The sequence below is a fragment of the Rhodobacteraceae bacterium M385 genome (assembly GCA_025141835.1).
In the GTDB taxonomy this organism is placed as follows: domain Bacteria; phylum Pseudomonadota; class Alphaproteobacteria; order Rhodobacterales; family Rhodobacteraceae; genus Gymnodinialimonas.
Genome location: CP081102.1, coordinates 1,315,383 through 1,332,118 on the forward strand (window position 1 = coordinate 1,315,383; position 16,736 = coordinate 1,332,118).

At 60.0% G+C, this 16,736-nt stretch carries 15 protein-coding genes and 1 pseudogene; 12 read left to right on the forward strand and 4 right to left on the reverse strand.

Going from position 1 to position 16,736, the window contains the following annotated elements; genetic code table 11:
- Positions 1-17: 17 nt before the first annotated feature.
- Positions 18-3,227, reverse strand: a complete 3,210-nt coding sequence (locus tag K3728_06435; protein ID UWQ96850.1) for a reductive dehalogenase — start codon at positions 3,225-3,227, stop codon at positions 18-20.
- 200 nt (positions 3,228-3,427) lie between these two features.
- On the opposite strand from K3728_06435, the gene K3728_06440 reads away from it, so the two are divergent.
- The 6 genes from K3728_06440 (at position 3,428) to K3728_06465 (ending at position 9,658) form a co-directional block, all read left to right on the forward strand.
- Entirely contained in the window at positions 3,428-4,102 is a 675-nt protein-coding gene (locus K3728_06440) for a spermidine synthase (protein ID UWQ96851.1), read from the forward strand.
- A gap of 221 nt (positions 4,103-4,323) precedes the next feature.
- Positions 4,324-5,700: a substrate-binding protein gene (locus K3728_06445; protein ID UWQ96852.1), complete on the forward strand. Its 1,377-nt coding sequence runs from the start codon at positions 4,324-4,326 to the stop codon at positions 5,698-5,700.
- A gap of 149 nt (positions 5,701-5,849) precedes the next feature.
- The gene (locus tag K3728_06450; GenBank protein UWQ96853.1) at positions 5,850-6,881 is read left to right on the forward strand and encodes a branched-chain amino acid ABC transporter permease; all 1,032 of its coding nucleotides are present in this window, start codon (positions 5,850-5,852) and stop codon (positions 6,879-6,881) included.
- Between the two features lie 3 nt (positions 6,882-6,884).
- The gene (locus K3728_06455; GenBank protein ID UWQ96854.1) at positions 6,885-8,084 is read left to right on the forward strand and encodes a branched-chain amino acid ABC transporter permease; all 1,200 of its coding nucleotides are present in this window, start codon (positions 6,885-6,887) and stop codon (positions 8,082-8,084) included.
- Between the two features lie 11 nt (positions 8,085-8,095).
- Positions 8,096-8,854, forward strand: a complete 759-nt coding sequence (locus K3728_06460; GenBank protein ID UWQ96855.1) for an ABC transporter ATP-binding protein — start codon at positions 8,096-8,098, stop codon at positions 8,852-8,854.
- Positions 8,855-8,902: 48 nt separating this feature from the next.
- Positions 8,903-9,658, forward strand: coding sequence for an ABC transporter ATP-binding protein (locus K3728_06465; protein ID UWQ96856.1), 756 nt, complete (start codon positions 8,903-8,905; stop codon positions 9,656-9,658).
- Positions 9,659-9,855: 197 nt separating this feature from the next.
- Here K3728_06465 and K3728_06470 read toward each other — a convergent pair whose 3' ends face one another.
- Positions 9,856-10,878: a LacI family DNA-binding transcriptional regulator gene (locus tag K3728_06470; protein UWQ97474.1), complete on the reverse strand. Its 1,023-nt coding sequence runs from the start codon at positions 10,876-10,878 to the stop codon at positions 9,856-9,858.
- 191 nt (positions 10,879-11,069) lie between these two features.
- Here K3728_06470 and hisD point away from each other — a divergent pair, with 191 nt between their 5' ends.
- From hisD to K3728_06500, 6 genes and pseudogenes are all read left to right on the forward strand, one after another.
- Positions 11,070-12,377 (forward strand): histidinol dehydrogenase, encoded by a 1,308-nt coding sequence (gene hisD, locus K3728_06475; protein UWQ96857.1) that lies wholly within the window; start codon positions 11,070-11,072, stop codon positions 12,375-12,377.
- A gap of 14 nt (positions 12,378-12,391) precedes the next feature.
- A pseudogene (locus tag K3728_06480) lies at positions 12,392-12,607 on the forward strand (SDR family oxidoreductase).
- A complete protein-coding gene (locus K3728_06485; GenBank protein ID UWQ96858.1) occupies positions 12,604-13,590 on the forward strand; it encodes an alcohol dehydrogenase catalytic domain-containing protein in 987 nt (328 codons plus the stop codon). The pseudogene K3728_06480 and the gene K3728_06485 overlap by 4 nt, the downstream one beginning before the upstream one ends.
- 33 nt (positions 13,591-13,623) lie before the next feature.
- Positions 13,624-14,130, forward strand: a complete 507-nt coding sequence (gene comD / locus K3728_06490; GenBank protein UWQ96859.1) for a sulfopyruvate decarboxylase subunit alpha — start codon at positions 13,624-13,626, stop codon at positions 14,128-14,130.
- On the forward strand, positions 14,127-14,681 hold the full coding sequence (gene comE, locus K3728_06495) for a sulfopyruvate decarboxylase subunit beta (protein ID UWQ96860.1): 555 nt from the start codon (positions 14,127-14,129) through the stop codon (positions 14,679-14,681). The genes comD and comE overlap by 4 nt, the downstream gene beginning before the upstream one ends.
- Before the next feature lie 109 nt (positions 14,682-14,790).
- A complete protein-coding gene (locus K3728_06500) occupies positions 14,791-14,982 on the forward strand; it encodes a hypothetical protein (GenBank protein ID UWQ96861.1) in 192 nt (63 codons plus the stop codon).
- 69 nt (positions 14,983-15,051) lie between these two features.
- On the opposite strand, the gene K3728_06505 is transcribed toward K3728_06500, so the two are convergent.
- Together K3728_06505 and K3728_06510 are read right to left on the reverse strand one after the other, a co-directional pair.
- Positions 15,052-15,891 (reverse strand): class II fructose-bisphosphate aldolase, encoded by an 840-nt coding sequence (locus K3728_06505; GenBank protein UWQ96862.1) that lies wholly within the window; start codon positions 15,889-15,891, stop codon positions 15,052-15,054.
- Entirely contained in the window at positions 15,888-16,727 is an 840-nt protein-coding gene (locus tag K3728_06510; GenBank protein ID UWQ96863.1) for a 5-deoxy-glucuronate isomerase, read from the reverse strand. The genes K3728_06505 and K3728_06510 overlap by 4 nt, the downstream gene beginning before the upstream one ends.
- Between the last annotated feature and the right edge of the window lie 9 nt (positions 16,728-16,736).

A 16,736-nucleotide genomic window follows, 5' to 3' on the forward strand; every position in this document is an offset into this window, starting at 1 on the left:
GGCTTTGGGCGACTTGGTTACAGATCAACCTCGATCTCGCCGCCTGCTGTAGCTGCGCGGCTTTGGCACAGGATCACCCCGGTTTTGCGCTGCGCCTTGGACAAGACGAAGTCGCGGTGCTCGACCTCTCCGGCGATCAACCCGCATTTGCACACGCCACAGATCCCGTCCGAGCATTTCACATCCACGTGGACGCCGTTTTCCGCCAGCACGTCGGTGGCGGATTTGTCGGCGGGCACCGTTAGGGTCCGGCCTGAGCGGGCCAGTTTCAGGGTGAACTCGTGGTTCACGTAGTCCGGCACTTCGGGGGTAGAGAAATATTCCAGGTGCCGCGCTTCCTCGGGGAATCCTGCGTTTTCAGCGGCTTCCATGACGCTGCTCATGTAGCGATCCGCACCGCAGGTATAGAGGTGCGCGCCTTTCTCGGCCCCCGCCAAAAGGGCGGCAAAATCTGCGCGCGTGCCTTCATCGGTGATATGATAGCGCACTTGGTACGCCCAAGGGGCCGCTGCGATTTCAGGCAACAGGCCCATGGTGGCGCGAGAGCGGCCAGAATAATGCATCTCAAACACACGGCCCGCGGCGTGAAGCTCATGGGCCATGGCGATCATCGGGGTGATGCCAATGCCGCCGCCCATCAGGTAGGATTTGCTGGCCGTTGCATCCAGGGGAAAGTGGTTAATGGGGCGAGAGATGAACACCCGGCGACCCTTGTTGAAAATCCGGTGCAGCAAAAGCGACCCACCCCGGCCCGCATCTTCGCGTAACACGGCAATCTGATACTTGGTTCGATCCGCCGGGTCGCCCGACATGGAGTATTGGCGCAGAAACTCTGGCGCGACGACGATATCCAGATGCGCGCCCGCCTGCCATTCGGGCAGTAGGCCACCATCCACGGGGGTAAATTCGTAGATCATCACCCCGTCTGCGCTTTGCTCGGCGCGGGTGATTTCCACTTGGATGACAGGGCTTTCGCCTTCGGCGGTGTAGATGTGCAGGTGGCCCGTTTCGTCGCGTTCTAGAAGCGATTTGTATTCATCCGCGGTTATCATCGCTTGGTAGGCAGCAATGCCGGCCTCGCGGTCCATCGGGAACGGATAGGGGTAGGGATGCGGGGCGAGCGGGGCAGGGTAGACGGCCAGCGTCTGATCCTCGGCCCGCAGGTCCAAGTCTTTTTGCAGGGCCCGCGTGTTCACCGGGTTCTGGGTCGGGCGGTAGCCGCCGTCCTCCTGAATCTCCAGGTCCCACCACCATTTCTTAACGGGGTTAAGAGTTCCGTTTTCCACCACATCATCCAGCTTGGCTAAAGCCGGTGCCAGCGCGGGCACATTCATCGCCGCCCATCGGAACGGCTTTTCCTTGAAAAGACCTTCAAGGTTCCAGGGACAGGTTTTCATGCAGCGCCCGCACATGGCCCCGCCCGGCGTCGTGACGCGGTAGGTGGCGCACTTCTGGCTGTCGGATTTCCAGATCTCGTAGCCGTTGAACATCAGCTTCGGTCCCGCCGTAATCGCGCCCGAGGGGCATTCACGGGCGCATTTGTTGCAGCTTTCGCAGAAGCTTTGCAGGCCGAAATCAATCGGTTTGTCAGAGGCGAGGGGCAGGTCGGTGGTCACAGTGCCGGACTTCAGGCGCGGGCCGAGGAAGGGGTTCAGAATGACCTCTCCGATACGGCTGACCTCACCAAGACCCGATAACAACAAAAGCGGTGGTTGCAGCACTTCACCGTCCATCACCGTATGGGCTTTGGCCTTGTAGCCGAGGTTGCGGATTTGCTTGGCGATCACCCCGCCAATCAAAGAGAACCGCAGATAGGCCCGCATGGATTGAGCGACGGCGATCCAGTCGTCGCCGCTGGAGCCTTCCATCGTCTCATAGCCTTGGTCAATAATCATATTGATTGATTGGTCGTGGGGCGGGTCAATCACCTCTCCGCGCGCATCGTGGCTGTACCACGCCCATTCGGGGCAGCGGGAAATGCCCACGGCGTCGGCCCCAAGCCAATAGCTGGTGGCCTTGATAAGCTCGGCCGCCTCTTGCGGGTCCAATGGAGTTTTGTCCGGGGCCGAGGCTCCGTCTTGTAACAACACAAACGCCCCCAACGCGCGGCGTTGCGCCATCGAGGGGGCGGCCTTGCGCACGTAGTGTCCGCCCTTCGCGGCATCCTGCATCTTCTTTCCCATGTCGCCAAATTGCCCACGCGCAAACATATCGGCTCGTTTGGGGACACGGGGGACGTTAGGCTCGTCAATATAGGTGGTGGGGGTGTCCACGCGCTTGAGGGTTTCAAACGGGTGGGCACCATCGACGAACCGGCGCTTGGCATAGGGCACCGAGTTGAGAGCGTTCTTGGCCGAGGTGGTGCCCAACTTCCAGCCAAGACCAAAGGCTGATTTCGGCTGGTCGCGCATTGGCGCAAGGGGCATGTCGGTGGCCATGTCGAAGGTCGTTGTCACAGCGGCCAGACCAAAGCGGGTGCCGATATAGGGATGATGCAACGCGCCGTCTTCGACCGTTGCAAGGCCCGCCGCGACGGCAAGTTTGTTCAAATCCACGTCCGAGCTGGAGGCCGTATGCCCCCGAGAGGGATAGCCCAGAACACGCAGGTAATTGGCCAGAATAACCGCCGCTTCCGAGGCCAAAAGCCCCGCGCGATGCGCTGCAGCGTCTTTGATCCAACCAGTCCCAACTTCGTCCGGTTCAGGGTCGCGGGGGTTCTCAAACAGGAAGACAAGCGCATGGGTGTGTCCTTCGATCCCCGAGGGCGGCGCCTCCATACTGTCGCGCAGATCGGCCATGATCATATCGATCCCGGCGGCCAGCGTCTTGGTTTGACGGGTGCGCAGATCGCTGGCAAGGCGGCTGACATCGGGGTTCACATGGGGCACGGCGAGATGGGCCGTGTCGGGCAGCTTGCAGATGCCCACAAGGGCCGCGTCCGAGAAGTAGCCGAACGCTTTCAGGTGGTCGGCCCGTTCGCGCGGATCAGTAGGGGCCTCGGCCACGGCTTTGTTCACCAAGCCATCCCGGATCGCGTCCAACATCGCCTGATGTTCGCGCATTGCGTTGATGATGGAATGGGGGGCGGCGCTGTCGGTGAAGGACAGTTGCGGCGTGGATGGGACGGCGGACAGGTCCGGGGATTTCTGTGCGCGAAGAAGGCGCTCCGTTGGGTAGTGTCCCATATGCACAGGGCGCTTTTTGTCAGAGAAGAAGCGCAGCGTCATGGAGCCATCCTTAGTTTTGCCTGCCAGCCACGGGGCGCGTGGCAAATGGGTCGGTACTAGTTAGGCGCGAAGGTGGCTTTGGTCCGGCGCGAAGGCAACCCCCGTGGTGCCCTGTAAAAGGGGACGGGTGCGACGCGTTGCATTTGCTTGCCAGTCGCGCCATGAGCAAAGGCGTTGGACGCGGCGAAAGGGTCACAATTATGCAGCCTTGGATACATCTGGCCTCTGCCATCGCGCCGGAAGGGGACCGTTTGCGTCTGTCGCGCCGGGGGGAGGAATTCTCGATCCGGTTGGAAGGCGGGAACGAGTTGATGAACTCTCGCCTCGGCGGCTCGGAAGAGGCGCTGGCGACATTATCGTTCGAGGCTTTGCCTAAGGTCGCCGCGCCGCGGGTCTTGATCGGCGGGTTGGGCATGGGTTTTACCCTTCGCGCGGCGCAGGATGTGGCGTCGTCGCAGGCGGAATTGGTGGTCGCGGAAATCGTGCCAGAGCTGGTGTCATGGGCAACGGAGCAAATGGCCCCGGTGTTCGGAGACTGCCTGAACGACCCGCGCGTGCGGGTCGAGATTGGCGACGTGGCAGAGATGATCCGATCAGCCCAAGGCCGCTTTGAAGCGATCATGTTAGACGTGGACAACGGCCCCGACGGGCTGACACGGGCCGATAACGACGGGCTATATTCGGTCGCAGGCCTGAACGCCGCGCGGCGCGCGCTGTCATCTAACGGGGTTTTGGCGATCTGGTCGGCCCATCCCGATCCGGCCTTCACACGGCGTTTGGAACAATGCGGATTTAAGGCCACTGTCCACAGTGTTCGGGCCAGCCGGGCGAAGCGCGGAAGCCGCCACACGATCTGGATTGCCAAGGCGGGTTGATAGTTTTCGCGAAATGAACGCGCGCTTTACATGTAAAATCCGTCAGTTAGCCGGATAAATTTCCTAGTTTTTCTCGTATCTGTAAAAAAAGTAACAGAATAAAATTTCACCCAAACCCCCGCGTTGATAATTTTCTAGAGGGCTGCAACCTTCTGCGTGGGTAGTAATTACCCTCGCCTGGATTGGGAGGTCCGGGTCTTTCCACAGTTTAGGAGGAAGACATGTCGAAAGGTAACTTTACCCGTCGAAGCATGCTGAAAACAGGCGCCGCCTCTGGTGCGGCCCTGGCAGTTCCAACAATCTTCACCGGTCGCGTTTGGGCCGATGGCCATACGGGCTTCACCAACGCGCCGGGCGAAGGCTCGGTCACGCTTGGCTTCAACGTGCCACAGACCGGCGCTTATGCGGACGAAGGTGCAGACGAGCTGCGCGCGTTCCAACTGGCCGTTAAGCACCTGAACGGTGAAGGCGACGGCGGTATGCTGAACACCTTCTCGTCCAGCGCATTGGACGGCACGGGTATCCTTGGCCGCCGGGTTGAGTACGTCACTGGCGACACGCAGACATCTTCCGACGCGGCACGGTCTTCGGCGCGCTCGATGATTGAACGCGATGGCGCGATCATGATTTCTGGCGGTTCGTCCTCGGGCGTTGCCATTGCGGTTCAGGGCCTGTGCCAAGACGCTGGCGTGATCTTCATGGCAGGTCTGACCCACTCCAATGACACGACCGGTAAAGACCGTCGTGCCAACGGTTTCCGTCACTTCTTCAACACCGAGCAGTCTGGCCGTGCGCTGGCGCCGATCCTTGAAGCAGCCTACGGCACCGACCGTCGCGCCTATCATCTGACGGCGGACTACACTTGGGGTTGGTCGCAGCAGGGCTCCATGCAGACCTATACCGAGGCCATGGGTTGGGAAACGACCAACGCCGTTCTCACGCCAGTGGGCGCGGGCGACTTCTCGTCCTACATCACGCCAGTTGCCAACTCGGGTGCCGACGTTCTGATTTTGAACCACTACGGTGGGGACATGGTCAACTCTTTGACTCAAGCGGTTCAGTTCGGTCTGCGCGATTTGCAGGTGGACGGGATCAACTTCGAGATCGTTGTGCCACTGTATTCCGAGCTGATGGCACGCGGTGCGGGCAACAACATCGTCGGTATCCTTGGTTCCCAGAACTGGGACTGGAAGATCGAGAACGAGCGTGGCGACCGGTATGCAGGCACCAACGCCTTCGTTCAGTCCTTCGGCCAAGAATACGGCTTCCCACCCTCTCAGGCGGCGCAGACATGCTACGCGCAGACACTGCTTTACGCAGATGCGGTTACCCGTGGCGGCAGCTTCAACCCCTGCTCTGTGGTCGAAGCCATGGAAGGGTTCGAGTTCGACGGTCTGGGCAACGGCCCAACATTGTACCGTGCCGACGATCACCAGTGCTTCAAGGACGTGGTCGTTGTGCGGGGTAAAGAAAACCCCGAGAACGAATTCGATCTGGTGGAAATCGTGGACATCACGTCGCGCGAAGATGCGACCTACGCCACCGACCACCCGGACTTCGCGGGCGGCGACTTGGGCACCTGTAACCCAGGCGCTTAAGGTGAAACAAACGTCGGGTCCCTGCCATGTGCAGGGGCCTGATGCCCTAACCCTCCTATACCATAGCCCGCAGCGATGCGGGCCCTCTGTGTAACCGCGCGTTAATAGGCGCGGCACTCATATTTACTGCCTACTGAACGGGGAAAGCCATGGAAGCGATCATCCTACAAGTTCTTAACGGCCTGGATAAAGGGTCTGCCTACGCGCTAATCGCGCTTGGTTTGACCCTGATTTTCGGGACACTTGGTGTGGTGAACTTTGCTCACGGTGCCTTGTTCATGATGGGCGCCTTCGTCGCCGTGACGGTCAAGCGTGTGCTTGGCATTTCCTATGAGGTTGTGGATGAAACCCGGACCGACTTCCTAGGCAACCCGATGACCATCGACACGCCCTATGTGGTGTCTTGGTTCGGTGAAACCGTGGGGAACGGCATGATAGATTGGGCGGTGCCCCTATCGGTGCTGATTGCGATCCCGATCATGGCGATCATCGGCGTGGTGATGGAGCGTGGCCTGATCAAGCACTTTTACAAACGTGCCCACGCGGACCAGATCCTTGTGACCTTCGGCCTCGCCATCGTGCTTCAGGAAATCATTAAAGCGTTCTACGGCGCGAACCCAATCCCGACCCCCGCGCCCGAGGCGTTCACCGGATCGTTTGATATCGGCGCGATGTTCGGCCTCGATCCGTTCACGATCATGTATCCGTACTGGCGCCTGATCTACTTTGCCTTCTCGGCAGTTATCATCGGCGCGGTCTTCGCCTTCCTCCAGTTCACCACCTTCGGCATGGTCGTCCGCGCCGGCATGGCGGACCGAGAGACGGTGGGCCTTCTGGGCATCGACATTGACCGCCGCTTCGTCATCATGTTCGCCATCGCCGCTATCGTGGCGGGCCTTGCGGGCGCGATGTATACGCCGATCTTGTCGCCCAACTATCACATCGGGATGGACTTTCTTGTGCTGTCCTTCGTGGTTGTTGTTGTGGGCGGCATGGGGTCACTACCCGGCGCTGTCGCCGCAGGGTTCCTGCTTGGCATCCTTCAGTCCTTTGCATCCATGTCGTGGATCATCGAACTTATCCCCGGCATCAATCAGGTGGTCATCTACCTCGTCGCCGTCATCGTACTTTTGACCCGTCCCCGTGGCCTGTTTGGCCGCAAGGGCGTCATGGAGGATTGATCAATGCTTGGTTTGAACAAGAGTGATCTTCGACTGTTTCTTATCGTCGCTGCGATGATTGTCTTCGCCCCGTTCCTGTTGAACCCGTTCCCTGAATCGGTTGGCATGGCGCAGTTCAACGCGGGCTATCCTGATCTGATGCAAAAGCTGGTGATCTTCGGCATCTTCGCCGTGGGCTACAACATCCTGTTTGGTCTGACGGGCTATCTTTCCTTCGGCCACGCGGCATTTTTGGGCATCGGCTCTTACGCCGGGGTCTGGACGATGAAACTGCTGACGGTGAATGTCCTTCCGGCGCTTATCATCTCGGTTGTCGTAGCGGGCCTGTTTGCCCTGCTGATCGGCTTCATCTCTTTGCGCCGCACGGGGATCTACTTCTCGATCCTGACGCTGGCCTTTGCGCAGATGTTCTACAGCCTTGCCTATTCGGTTCTGACGCCGATCACGGGCGGTGAATCCAACCTGTCTCTGGCCCTCGACGATCCTCGGGTGCTGGACGGTGCGGCAAGTGGCACCGGCAACATCCCCTCCACCAACCTGTTCGGGATCGAGATGCGCGATAGCCTGGAGCTGACCATGGGCGATTGGGCCTTCACGCTGAACATGGGCTACTACCTGAGTGGCTTTATCATGCTGGTCGCCTTCTATCTTGCGGTACGCCTGTTCCGCTCGCCCTTTGGCCTGATGCTGCGGGCGATCAAATCGAACCAGACCCGAATGAGCTATACGGGCCTGAACCCCAAGCCCTACGCGCTGGCCGCCTTTGTGATCTCGGGCATGTATGCCGGTCTGGCCGGTGGACTGATGGTCGCCATGGACCCCATCGCGGGCGCCGAACGGATGCTTTGGACCGCATCGGGTGAGGTGGTCTTGATGACAATCCTGGGCGGTGCCGGCACGTTGATCGGCCCAATTCTTGGGGCTGGGGTGATTGCTTACCTCGAATCCATCATCTCGACGATCGGCTCGACTGTTCTGCACAACTGGTTCGGCGGTCTCCCAGAATGGCTGGAGAACACGCTGGTGAACATCATCTATCCCTTCGTGGGCTCTGGCTGGCACCTGACCTTGGGCCTCGTGTTCATGCTGGTGGTGATCTTCTTGCCGGGCGGCATCGTTGAGGGCGGCAAACGGATTGGCGCGCTGTTCAGCCGCAAATCCCGTGATGGCGCAGATACCACTTCCGCGAAGTCGGGCGAATAGGAGCGAAGACGATGGGAATGCTTGAAGTAGAAGGCGTGAACAAACGCTTCGGAGGTCTCCAAGCCTTGGGGAACGTAAACCTCAACGTGGAAGAAGGCAGTTGCCACGCGATCATCGGCCCCAACGGGGCCGGTAAATCGACGCTTCTCAACGTGCTGGTGGGGAAATTGATCCCCGACAGCGGGACAGTGATGTTCGACGGCAAGCCGGTGCTGGGGCGCAAACCCCATGAGATCAACCAGATGGGCATCAGCCGCGTCTTCCAAACGCCCGAGATCTTTGCCGATCAAACGGTGCTGGAAAACGTGCTGATCCCCTGCTTTGCCGGCCGCGACGGGTCGTTCCGGATGCGTGCCTACGAATCCATCGGCCAAGAGACCGACATTCTGGCGCAAGCGATGGAGATGTTGCGCGAAGTCGACATGCACAAAAAGACAGAGATGCTCGCAGGCTCTCTGTCACGGGGCGACAAACGGCGGCTGGAAATGGCCATGTCATTGGTGCAAAACCCGCGGCTTCTGCTGCTTGATGAGCCGACGGCGGGCATGGCTCGGGCCGATACCAACAACACGATCGAGCTGCTGAAAGAGATCCGCAAAACCCGCAACATCACCATGGCGATCATCGAGCATGACATGCACGTGGTCTTCAGCCTTGCCGACAGGATCACCGTCTTGGCCCAGGGCACGCCGCTGGTTGAAGACACCCCAGAGAACATCAAGGGCCACCCGAAAGTACGCGAAGCATATCTGGGCGATGCGCAGGTTTAACCTGCCGTTGCACCCGTTGCCCGTCCTTGCGCTGATCGGAGATCACACATGACCACCACGTCCACATTTGACCCCAACGCCAACCACGCCGCCACCGCGCCCGCGTTTTTGTCGGTCTGGAATATTGATGCGTATTATGGCGAAAGCTACATCGTCCAAGGCGTAAGCTTCAACGTCCACGAGGGCGAGATTCTGGCTCTTCTTGGGCGCAACGGGGCGGGCAAAACGTCGACCCTGCGCGCGATCGCCCGCGTCGATGACCCCGAGGTTCGCCACGGAGAAATCTGGTTGGATCACAAGCCATTGCACCAGATGAAAAGCCACCAGGCCGCCGCCGCAGGCGTAGCCTTGGTGCCCGAAGACCGCCGCATCATCCCCGGCCTGACGGTGGAAGAGAACCTGAAACTGGCGCAGATCGCGCCGCCTGTGGGCTGGTCCCTAGAGCGCATCTACGAGTTATTCCCCCGCCTGGAGGAACGCCGCAAACAAGAAGGCGTGACCCTCTCCGGCGGTGAACAACAGATGCTGGCCATCGCTCGCGCCTTGGCTCGGGACATCAAAATCCTGCTTCTTGATGAACCCTACGAGGGCCTCGCCCCCGTCATCGTTCAGGAAATCGCCCGCACGCTGAACCTGATCCGCGACCAGGGGATCACGACGATCATCGTCGAGCAAAACGCCGTGGCCGCCCTGAAACTGGCGGACCGTGCCGTTATTCTGGATACCGGCAGTGTCGTCTTTGATGGCGATGCGAAGGAAGTTCTGGAAAATCAGGCGCTTCGCGAAGAATATCTCGCAATCTAAGCCGCTCAAAATCCCGCCCGCCCCCGCGTAACACCCCGCGCGGGGCGCGCGCGCACTTTCCACACGTCGTCCCCGCGCGCGCTTGCTACTTTCGCGCGCCGCTCCCCCCTTCATCTTGGCCAATACAACTCAAGAACACCGCCCACCCCCATCGTGACGGTGGGCGGTCGTCCCCCCCCTTGATGGCCTTTCCCACCCTAAACCGGCGGCGGCCCCAAACTGTCACGAAGTCGAAGGTCAGCCGTCAGCTCTTCTGCGACAACTTCCCCCTCCCCATTCAAATAACCGATCAGCGCAGCGGCTGCTTTGCGCCCCATCTCTCGGTGCGGGACATGGACGGTGGATAGCTTTGGGAAGGCCACCTGCGCCAATTCGATATCGTCGAACCCGGTGATCGACACGTCGCGTGGCACCACTAACCCCATCTCTCTGGCGCGGTTCAACGCACCGACGGCCAATACGTCATTGCCGCATAGAACGGCTGTGGGCCGGGTGCTGGCCTGCATCAACTGGGTGAATGCCTCTGCCCCGTTCTCAATGCCGTAATTTGTCTCGACCACGGGCAAGGTCATGTCGCACAGCCCTGCGTCGCGCAGGGCATCGCGCACACCGTCCAAGCGCGCGCCCGCGCGGTCATTGGTGGCAGTATGCGCCGAAATCATCGCCAAGCGTCGATGGCCCAGGCGCAAGACCTCTCGTGCCATCGCGCCCATGGAGACACGGTTGTTGAACCCGATGGACGGTCGTGCGCCGTCCGGGTCGAAAGCCCATGTGATCAACGTCGGCACTTGCTGCGCTTCTAGGAACTGGTAGACCTCCGGGGCGCGCCGGTGTCCCACCAACAACAACGCATCGGCGCCGCGCGCCACGAGCGAGCGGATTTGACTTTCCTCCAAATCCGCCCTGTACGAAGAGCTGGCCACCAGAAGTGTATAGCCATTCTCGTTTAGCTCCTCCTGAAACGCCTGAATGCCGCGGGCGAAGATGGCGTTTTCCATTGTGGGGATGATCGCGCCGATAGTGTTGGTGCGTTGCGCAGCCATCGCGCGGGCGCCAAAATTGGGGGAATAGCCAAGCTCTGCGATGGCGCTCATCACCTTATCGCGGGTTTTCTCCGACACTTGGCTGGGAAAGTTCAAGCACCGAGACACCGTCGCGGTCGAATAGCCGGATAGCTTTGCCACATCATGAAGCGTCGGGGTGGGGCGGGGCGGGGTCATCAGGCGTGTCACCTTAAGGTCATTGCCCGTCGCGCGCAAATGTAAAGGCTTGCAGACCTGCAATGTAAAGGCTTGCAGACCTGCAATGTAAAGGCTTACAAAGCTGTAGATGAAACCGAACACCTCGCGCGCAGCTCGCCCGTTGCCGCTTCCGCGCCATAGGGCCTCCGCCAGCAATAGGATGTCGTGACGTGACAAGAGAATACCTGAAGAAAGCGCCGCTCACCTCTGCGTCAGATGCGTCCGACGTGCAGGAGACCGTGCGCACAATCTTGGCAGAGATCGAGGCAGGCGGAGACGACAAAGCGCGCGAATATGCTGCGAAATTCGATAAATACGACGGCAATATCATCCTCACCAAGGAAGAGATCGCTGCCGCCAGCGCCTTGGTTCCAGCCAAACTGAAAGCCGATATCCAGTTCGCCCACGACAACGTGCGTCGCTTTGCGTTGGCCCAAAAAGCCACCGTCAGCGATGTGGAGGTCGAGGTCGTTCCGGGCCTCATCGCCGGGCAAAAGGCGATTCCGGTGGATGCGGCAGGCTGCTATGTGCCGGGCGGGCGCTACAGCCATATCGCCAGCGCCATCATGACCGTGACAACTGCTAAGGTCGCGGGGTGCAAGCATACTATCGCAACCTCTCCGCCACGCCCCAGCATCGGAGTGGCCCCGGCCATTGTCTATGCGGCCCATATCTGTGGCGCGGATACGATTATGGCGCTGGGGGGGGTGCAGGGGATAGCGGCGATGACCTTTGGTCTTTTCGGACTGCCAAAGGCCAACATTCTTGTGGGGCCCGGGAACCAGTTTGTGGCCGAGGCCAAGCGCCACTTGTTTGGGCGTGTGGGTATAGACATGATCGCCGGGCCGACCGATAGCTTGATCCTTGCTGACCGCTCCGCTGATCCCCATGTGGTAGCCACCGACCTCGTCAGTCAAGCCGAGCATGGCTATAACTCTCCGGTCTGGCTGGTCACTGATGACAAGGCGCTGGCCGAAGATGTCATGGCCCGTATCCCCGCTTTGATCGATGATCTGCCAGAGGTGAACCGGGAAAACGCCGCCGCCGCATGGCGCGATTACGCAGAGGTCATCATCTGCGCGGATCGCGAAGATATGGCCGCCTGTTCCGACGAATATGCCCCCGAGCATTTGACGGTGCAGGCCGAGGACTTGGCTTGGTGGAAAGGCCGCCTCAGCTGCTATGGCTCCTTGTTCTTGGGCGAGGAAACGACAGTGGCTTACGGCGACAAGGCATCGGGAACCAACCATGTTTTGCCCACTTCGGGCGCGGCCAGCTACACCGGCGGGTTGTCGGTTCATAAGTACATGAAAATCGTGACATGGCAGCAGGCGACCCGCGAAGGCTCGCGCGATGTGGCGATTGCTACCGCGCGGATTTCGCGACTTGAGGGGATGGAGGGACATGCCCGTTCAGCCGATGTGCGATTGGCCAAATACTTCCCCGACGAAGCCTTCGATCTGTCCTCAAATGCTTAATGCTGGCACCCTTGGCCAATGCCATCGGCCCGGGCTTTTTCCCGACAGAGTTGACGGGGCCGTTATTCTCGGCCCCCAATCACGTCGCGCGGAATGCCGCGCAGACTTGCGTGGGGCGCAATGGAGCGATGGAAGACATTGACGGCCCGCTGCTTTTCCTGTGTTCAGGGGCCGCATCGTACGTGACGGGACAAGTCCTGATGGTTGACGGGGGATATACAGCGAAATGAAGGCGCTTGTTTATGACGGGCCTGAGGCCCTTGGGTTTCGCGAAGTGCCCGATGCGGTGGCTGCCCCCGGACAGCATTTGGTCAAGGTCATGTCCGTAGGCATTTGCGGGTCTGACATGCATGCCTATCTGGGCCACGATGCGCGCCGCCCTGCGCCCCTGATCCTTGGCCATGAAGCCGCCGGAGAGATCATCGGCGGCCCCCGCGCCGGGGAACGGGTCACCGTGAACCCGCTGGTGTCGTGCGGCGCCTGCGCGGCCTGTACGGCGGGCAACGGGAACCTGTGTGGCGAGCGTATAATAATCTCTTTGCCGCCGCGCGAAGGGGCCTTTGCGCAACTGGTGGCGATGCGCGATGAGAACCTGGTGACAGTGCCCGATCACGTGTCTTTTGATGCGGCATGCTTGGCGGAGCCGATTGCCTGCGGCTGGCACGCCGTTCGCCTTGCCAAGCGTGTTGTACCGGATGCCGCCCATGCCTTGGTGATTGGCGGCGGCGCAATCGGTCTTGGCGCGGCGCTTTCGCTTAGCGCTCAGGGCATCACCGATGTCACCATTCTGGAGCCTAATGACCTGCGCCGGACGGCTCTGAACGGGCTTTGCCAACAAAGGGCCATTTCCCCTGATGATCTGCCCGCTGATGCCCTTTTCGACGTGGTAATTGACGCCGTGGGCTTTGCTGCCACCCGTGCCACCGCTTCGGCCCATGCACGGCCCGGCGGCGTGATTGCTCACATCGGTTTGGGGGAGGCCACGGGCGGTTTGGACGTTCGTCGCATGACCTTGCAAGAGATCACCTTCATCGGCACCTATACCTACACCGCGCAGGATTTTCGGGACACGGCGCAAGCCATCTTCGATGGCCGCCTCGGCCCGCTGAATTGGACCGAGGCCCGCCCGCTCTCCGACGGGGCGCAGGCTTTCCTTGACATCCGTTCCGGCACCACCGCCGCGCCCAAAATTGTGCTGCGGCCCTTTGATTAACTACGCCCTCAGCAACAGGAGCTTGTGACGCCCGTGAGTATTTCCAAGAAGATCGTTGACGATCTCGTCGCCAACGACGTGTCCTTTGTTACGACCGTGCCCTGTAAGCAATTGGCCGGGGTGATTGATGAGGTCGAAGCCCGGCCCGAGATTTTCCACATCCCGTCCAACAAGGAAGATGAGGGGATGGGCCTGTGTGCCGGTGCCTTCATGGGCGGCAAGCGCCCTGCGATCATCATGCAGAACACCGCGATTGGCGTGACGATCAACACCTTGGCCACGCTGATCCAGTACTACCGGATGCCTCTGCCGATGCTGATTTCCTACCGGGGTGAATTGCGTGAACCCGTGGCCTGCCAAGTCGAAATGGCCGTTCACACCAAGGCGCTGTTGAACCAGATGAACATCCCCACCTACCACTTCCACAAGGAACGTGACGCGGATGAGCTGGACGCGATCCTGAAATACACCTTCATGTGCAACAAACCTGTGGCCATCCTGACCGATGCGTCCTTCTGGGGAGGCTACGGCGACCAATGATCCGTTCCGAAATCCTGCGCGAGATCGCGCCCATCCTGAACCCTCACCTCGTCGTTTGTAATATCGGTCTGCCAAGCCAAGAGCTGCACATGATCGACGACAATGAGCGCAACTTCTACATGCTCGGCACCATGGGGCTTTCTTCGTCGATTGGTCTTGGCCTTGCCTTGGCACAGGACAAAACCGTGATCTCCATTGATGGCGACGGCTCGGTTCTGACGAACCTCGGCACGCTGCCCACAATCGCCAACAACGTGGCCGACAATTACATCCTTCTGATTATCGACAACGGCTCTTACGGGTCCACTGGCGACCAGCCCACCTATGCGGGCAAGCTGACCAAGCTAGAAAACGTGGCAAAGGCCTGTGGCTGCGAAAATGTCGTGGTCTGCCAAGATGTTGATACCGGTGCCGCGCTGCAAGCAGCCATCGACAGTAAGCAGATGACGATCATCGTGTCCAAGTGCGACAGTGGCAACATCAAGCTGCCCGTCATCACGAAAGATCCGGTCGTGATCCGTCAGCGATTCATGGATGCGGTGGCAAGCTAGTTCAATCAAGCGGGGGCAGCCGCAACATCGCGGCGGTTGCTCCGGCAAGCGCGCATTCTGGGTTTCGGGGCGGCTTGCGATTTAGCGTCCGCTCGGGCTAGGTGGTGGGATGAAACTGATCGATCCATCACACCCCTTCTTTCAAGCCGCATGGCGGCGTTGGCTATTGGTACTTGTGCCGTTTGTATGGGCGTTTGTAGAGATGTCTTTCGGCAATGACATCTGGGCCTATCTGTCGGCCGGGATTGGCGGGTTTCTGGCCTATAACCTGATCTTTACATGGCCAAAATCTAACAGCTAGATCAATTGGTTCAGGTGTCCGAGCCGCAGGAGAGCCACGGCTCGGCGTGTCTTTATTTTACGGTCGCGTTCAAGCCTTTCCAGACGCATTCATGCTACGGAAAACGTTGCGGGTGGCCTCAAGAACCGGATCGTGGGTGTCGCGCAAAATCTGCACACGGTCAAAGCGATCAGGGTCGGCATTTACCGCGTCGCGCAGCGCCGCGCCGAAGGCCATGCGCAGTTCGGTGCCGATATTGAACTTGCCGATCTGCGAGCTGGTGGCGAGCGATAATCGCTGCGCATTCGGTACACCCGATCCGCCGTGAATCACCAAAGGCACATCAGTCAGCGCCTCAATCGCGCGGATGCGCGGCTCATCCAAGCCGCCCTCGTGATCTTGCTGCAAATGGACGTTGCCCACGCTGATCGCCATGGCATCGACCCCGGTTTCACGGGCAAAGCGTGCGGCATCTTCTGGGTCTGTTCCGGCGCTGGCCTCTCCGCCGGAGTAGCCGACAAAACCGATCTCGCCCTCTGCCGAAATGCCTGCGCTATGGGCCAGCTCCACCACCGCGCGGGTCTGGGCGATGTTCTCATCCAGCGGCAGTCTGGAGCCGTCAAACATCAGCGAAGTGAAGCCCGCATCAAGTGCGGCTTTGCAATCGTCCATGGTATAGCCGTGGTCCAAATGCGCCACCACGGGGACCGAGACGCTTTCGGCCAAGTGCCTAAACATCTTGCCCAAAATCGGCAAAGGCGTGTGTTCGCGGCAGGAGGGGCCTGCTTGCAGGATTACGGGCGCACGCTCGGCCTCGGCGGCCATGGCGAAGGCGCGCATGTCCTCCCATCCAAGGCAGACAAGGCCGGGAACGGCATAGCCTCCGGTAGAGGCGGGCAGGACGACATCGGAAAGCGTTGCGAGGGTCATTTGAACTTTTCCACCATGTCCATGATGCCGGGGATCGTGTGTAATTGCTCGGCGTGAGTTGGTTGGAAGTACTGCTTCAGGCTGCGCTGGGTCAGACCGCCCAGAATGGTGAAGTAGTACATTTCGTACCCCGGCAGGACGCAGCAGGGGTGGTAGCCCTTGTCGATCAGAACTGTAGACCCATTGACGATGTGATAGGCGTCGCCCGGCTCATTATCGACGCGCTGCAACATTTGCAGCCCCGATCCGTAGTCGGGCTTGAAGCGGAAGTTGTAGGTCTCATCGTGGCGCGTCTCGTCGGGAAGGCGATCCGTGTCATGCTTGTGAGACGGGAACCCAGACCAGCCGCCAGCGCCCACGGTAAACAGCTCACTCACCAACAATCGGCCCACGCGGTCATGGTGGCTAGCGCCAAGGATGTGCTTGATCTTGCGATGGGTTTTTGTGTCGTCTGACCCGTATTGCACAAGGTCCAGATCGGCGGAGCGCACGGCAAAAGGCTTCAGCGTCTCGGCAAATTGCGCCCCAGCGATGAAGACTTCGGTGTCGGTCTGCGCCGTGATCCGGGCGCCGGTGTCCGTAGGCACATAGACGCCCTCCGGGTCGCCATCCCAGACATCTGCGCCGCGATTGCCGATGTCGGCATAGGTGTCTCCGCCCACTTCGACGGTGACCGTGCCCGTTGCCGGAACGACGCAGGTTTCATAGCCTTTAAGGCGGTAATCGAAGGCATCGCCGGATTTCAGTTTTACGATATTGAAGTAGGTCAGCGGCACATGGGCGTCGTCCACGTCCACGATCGCCTTGTTCTGGTTATCAAACGGAGGGATATGCATAGTGATTTT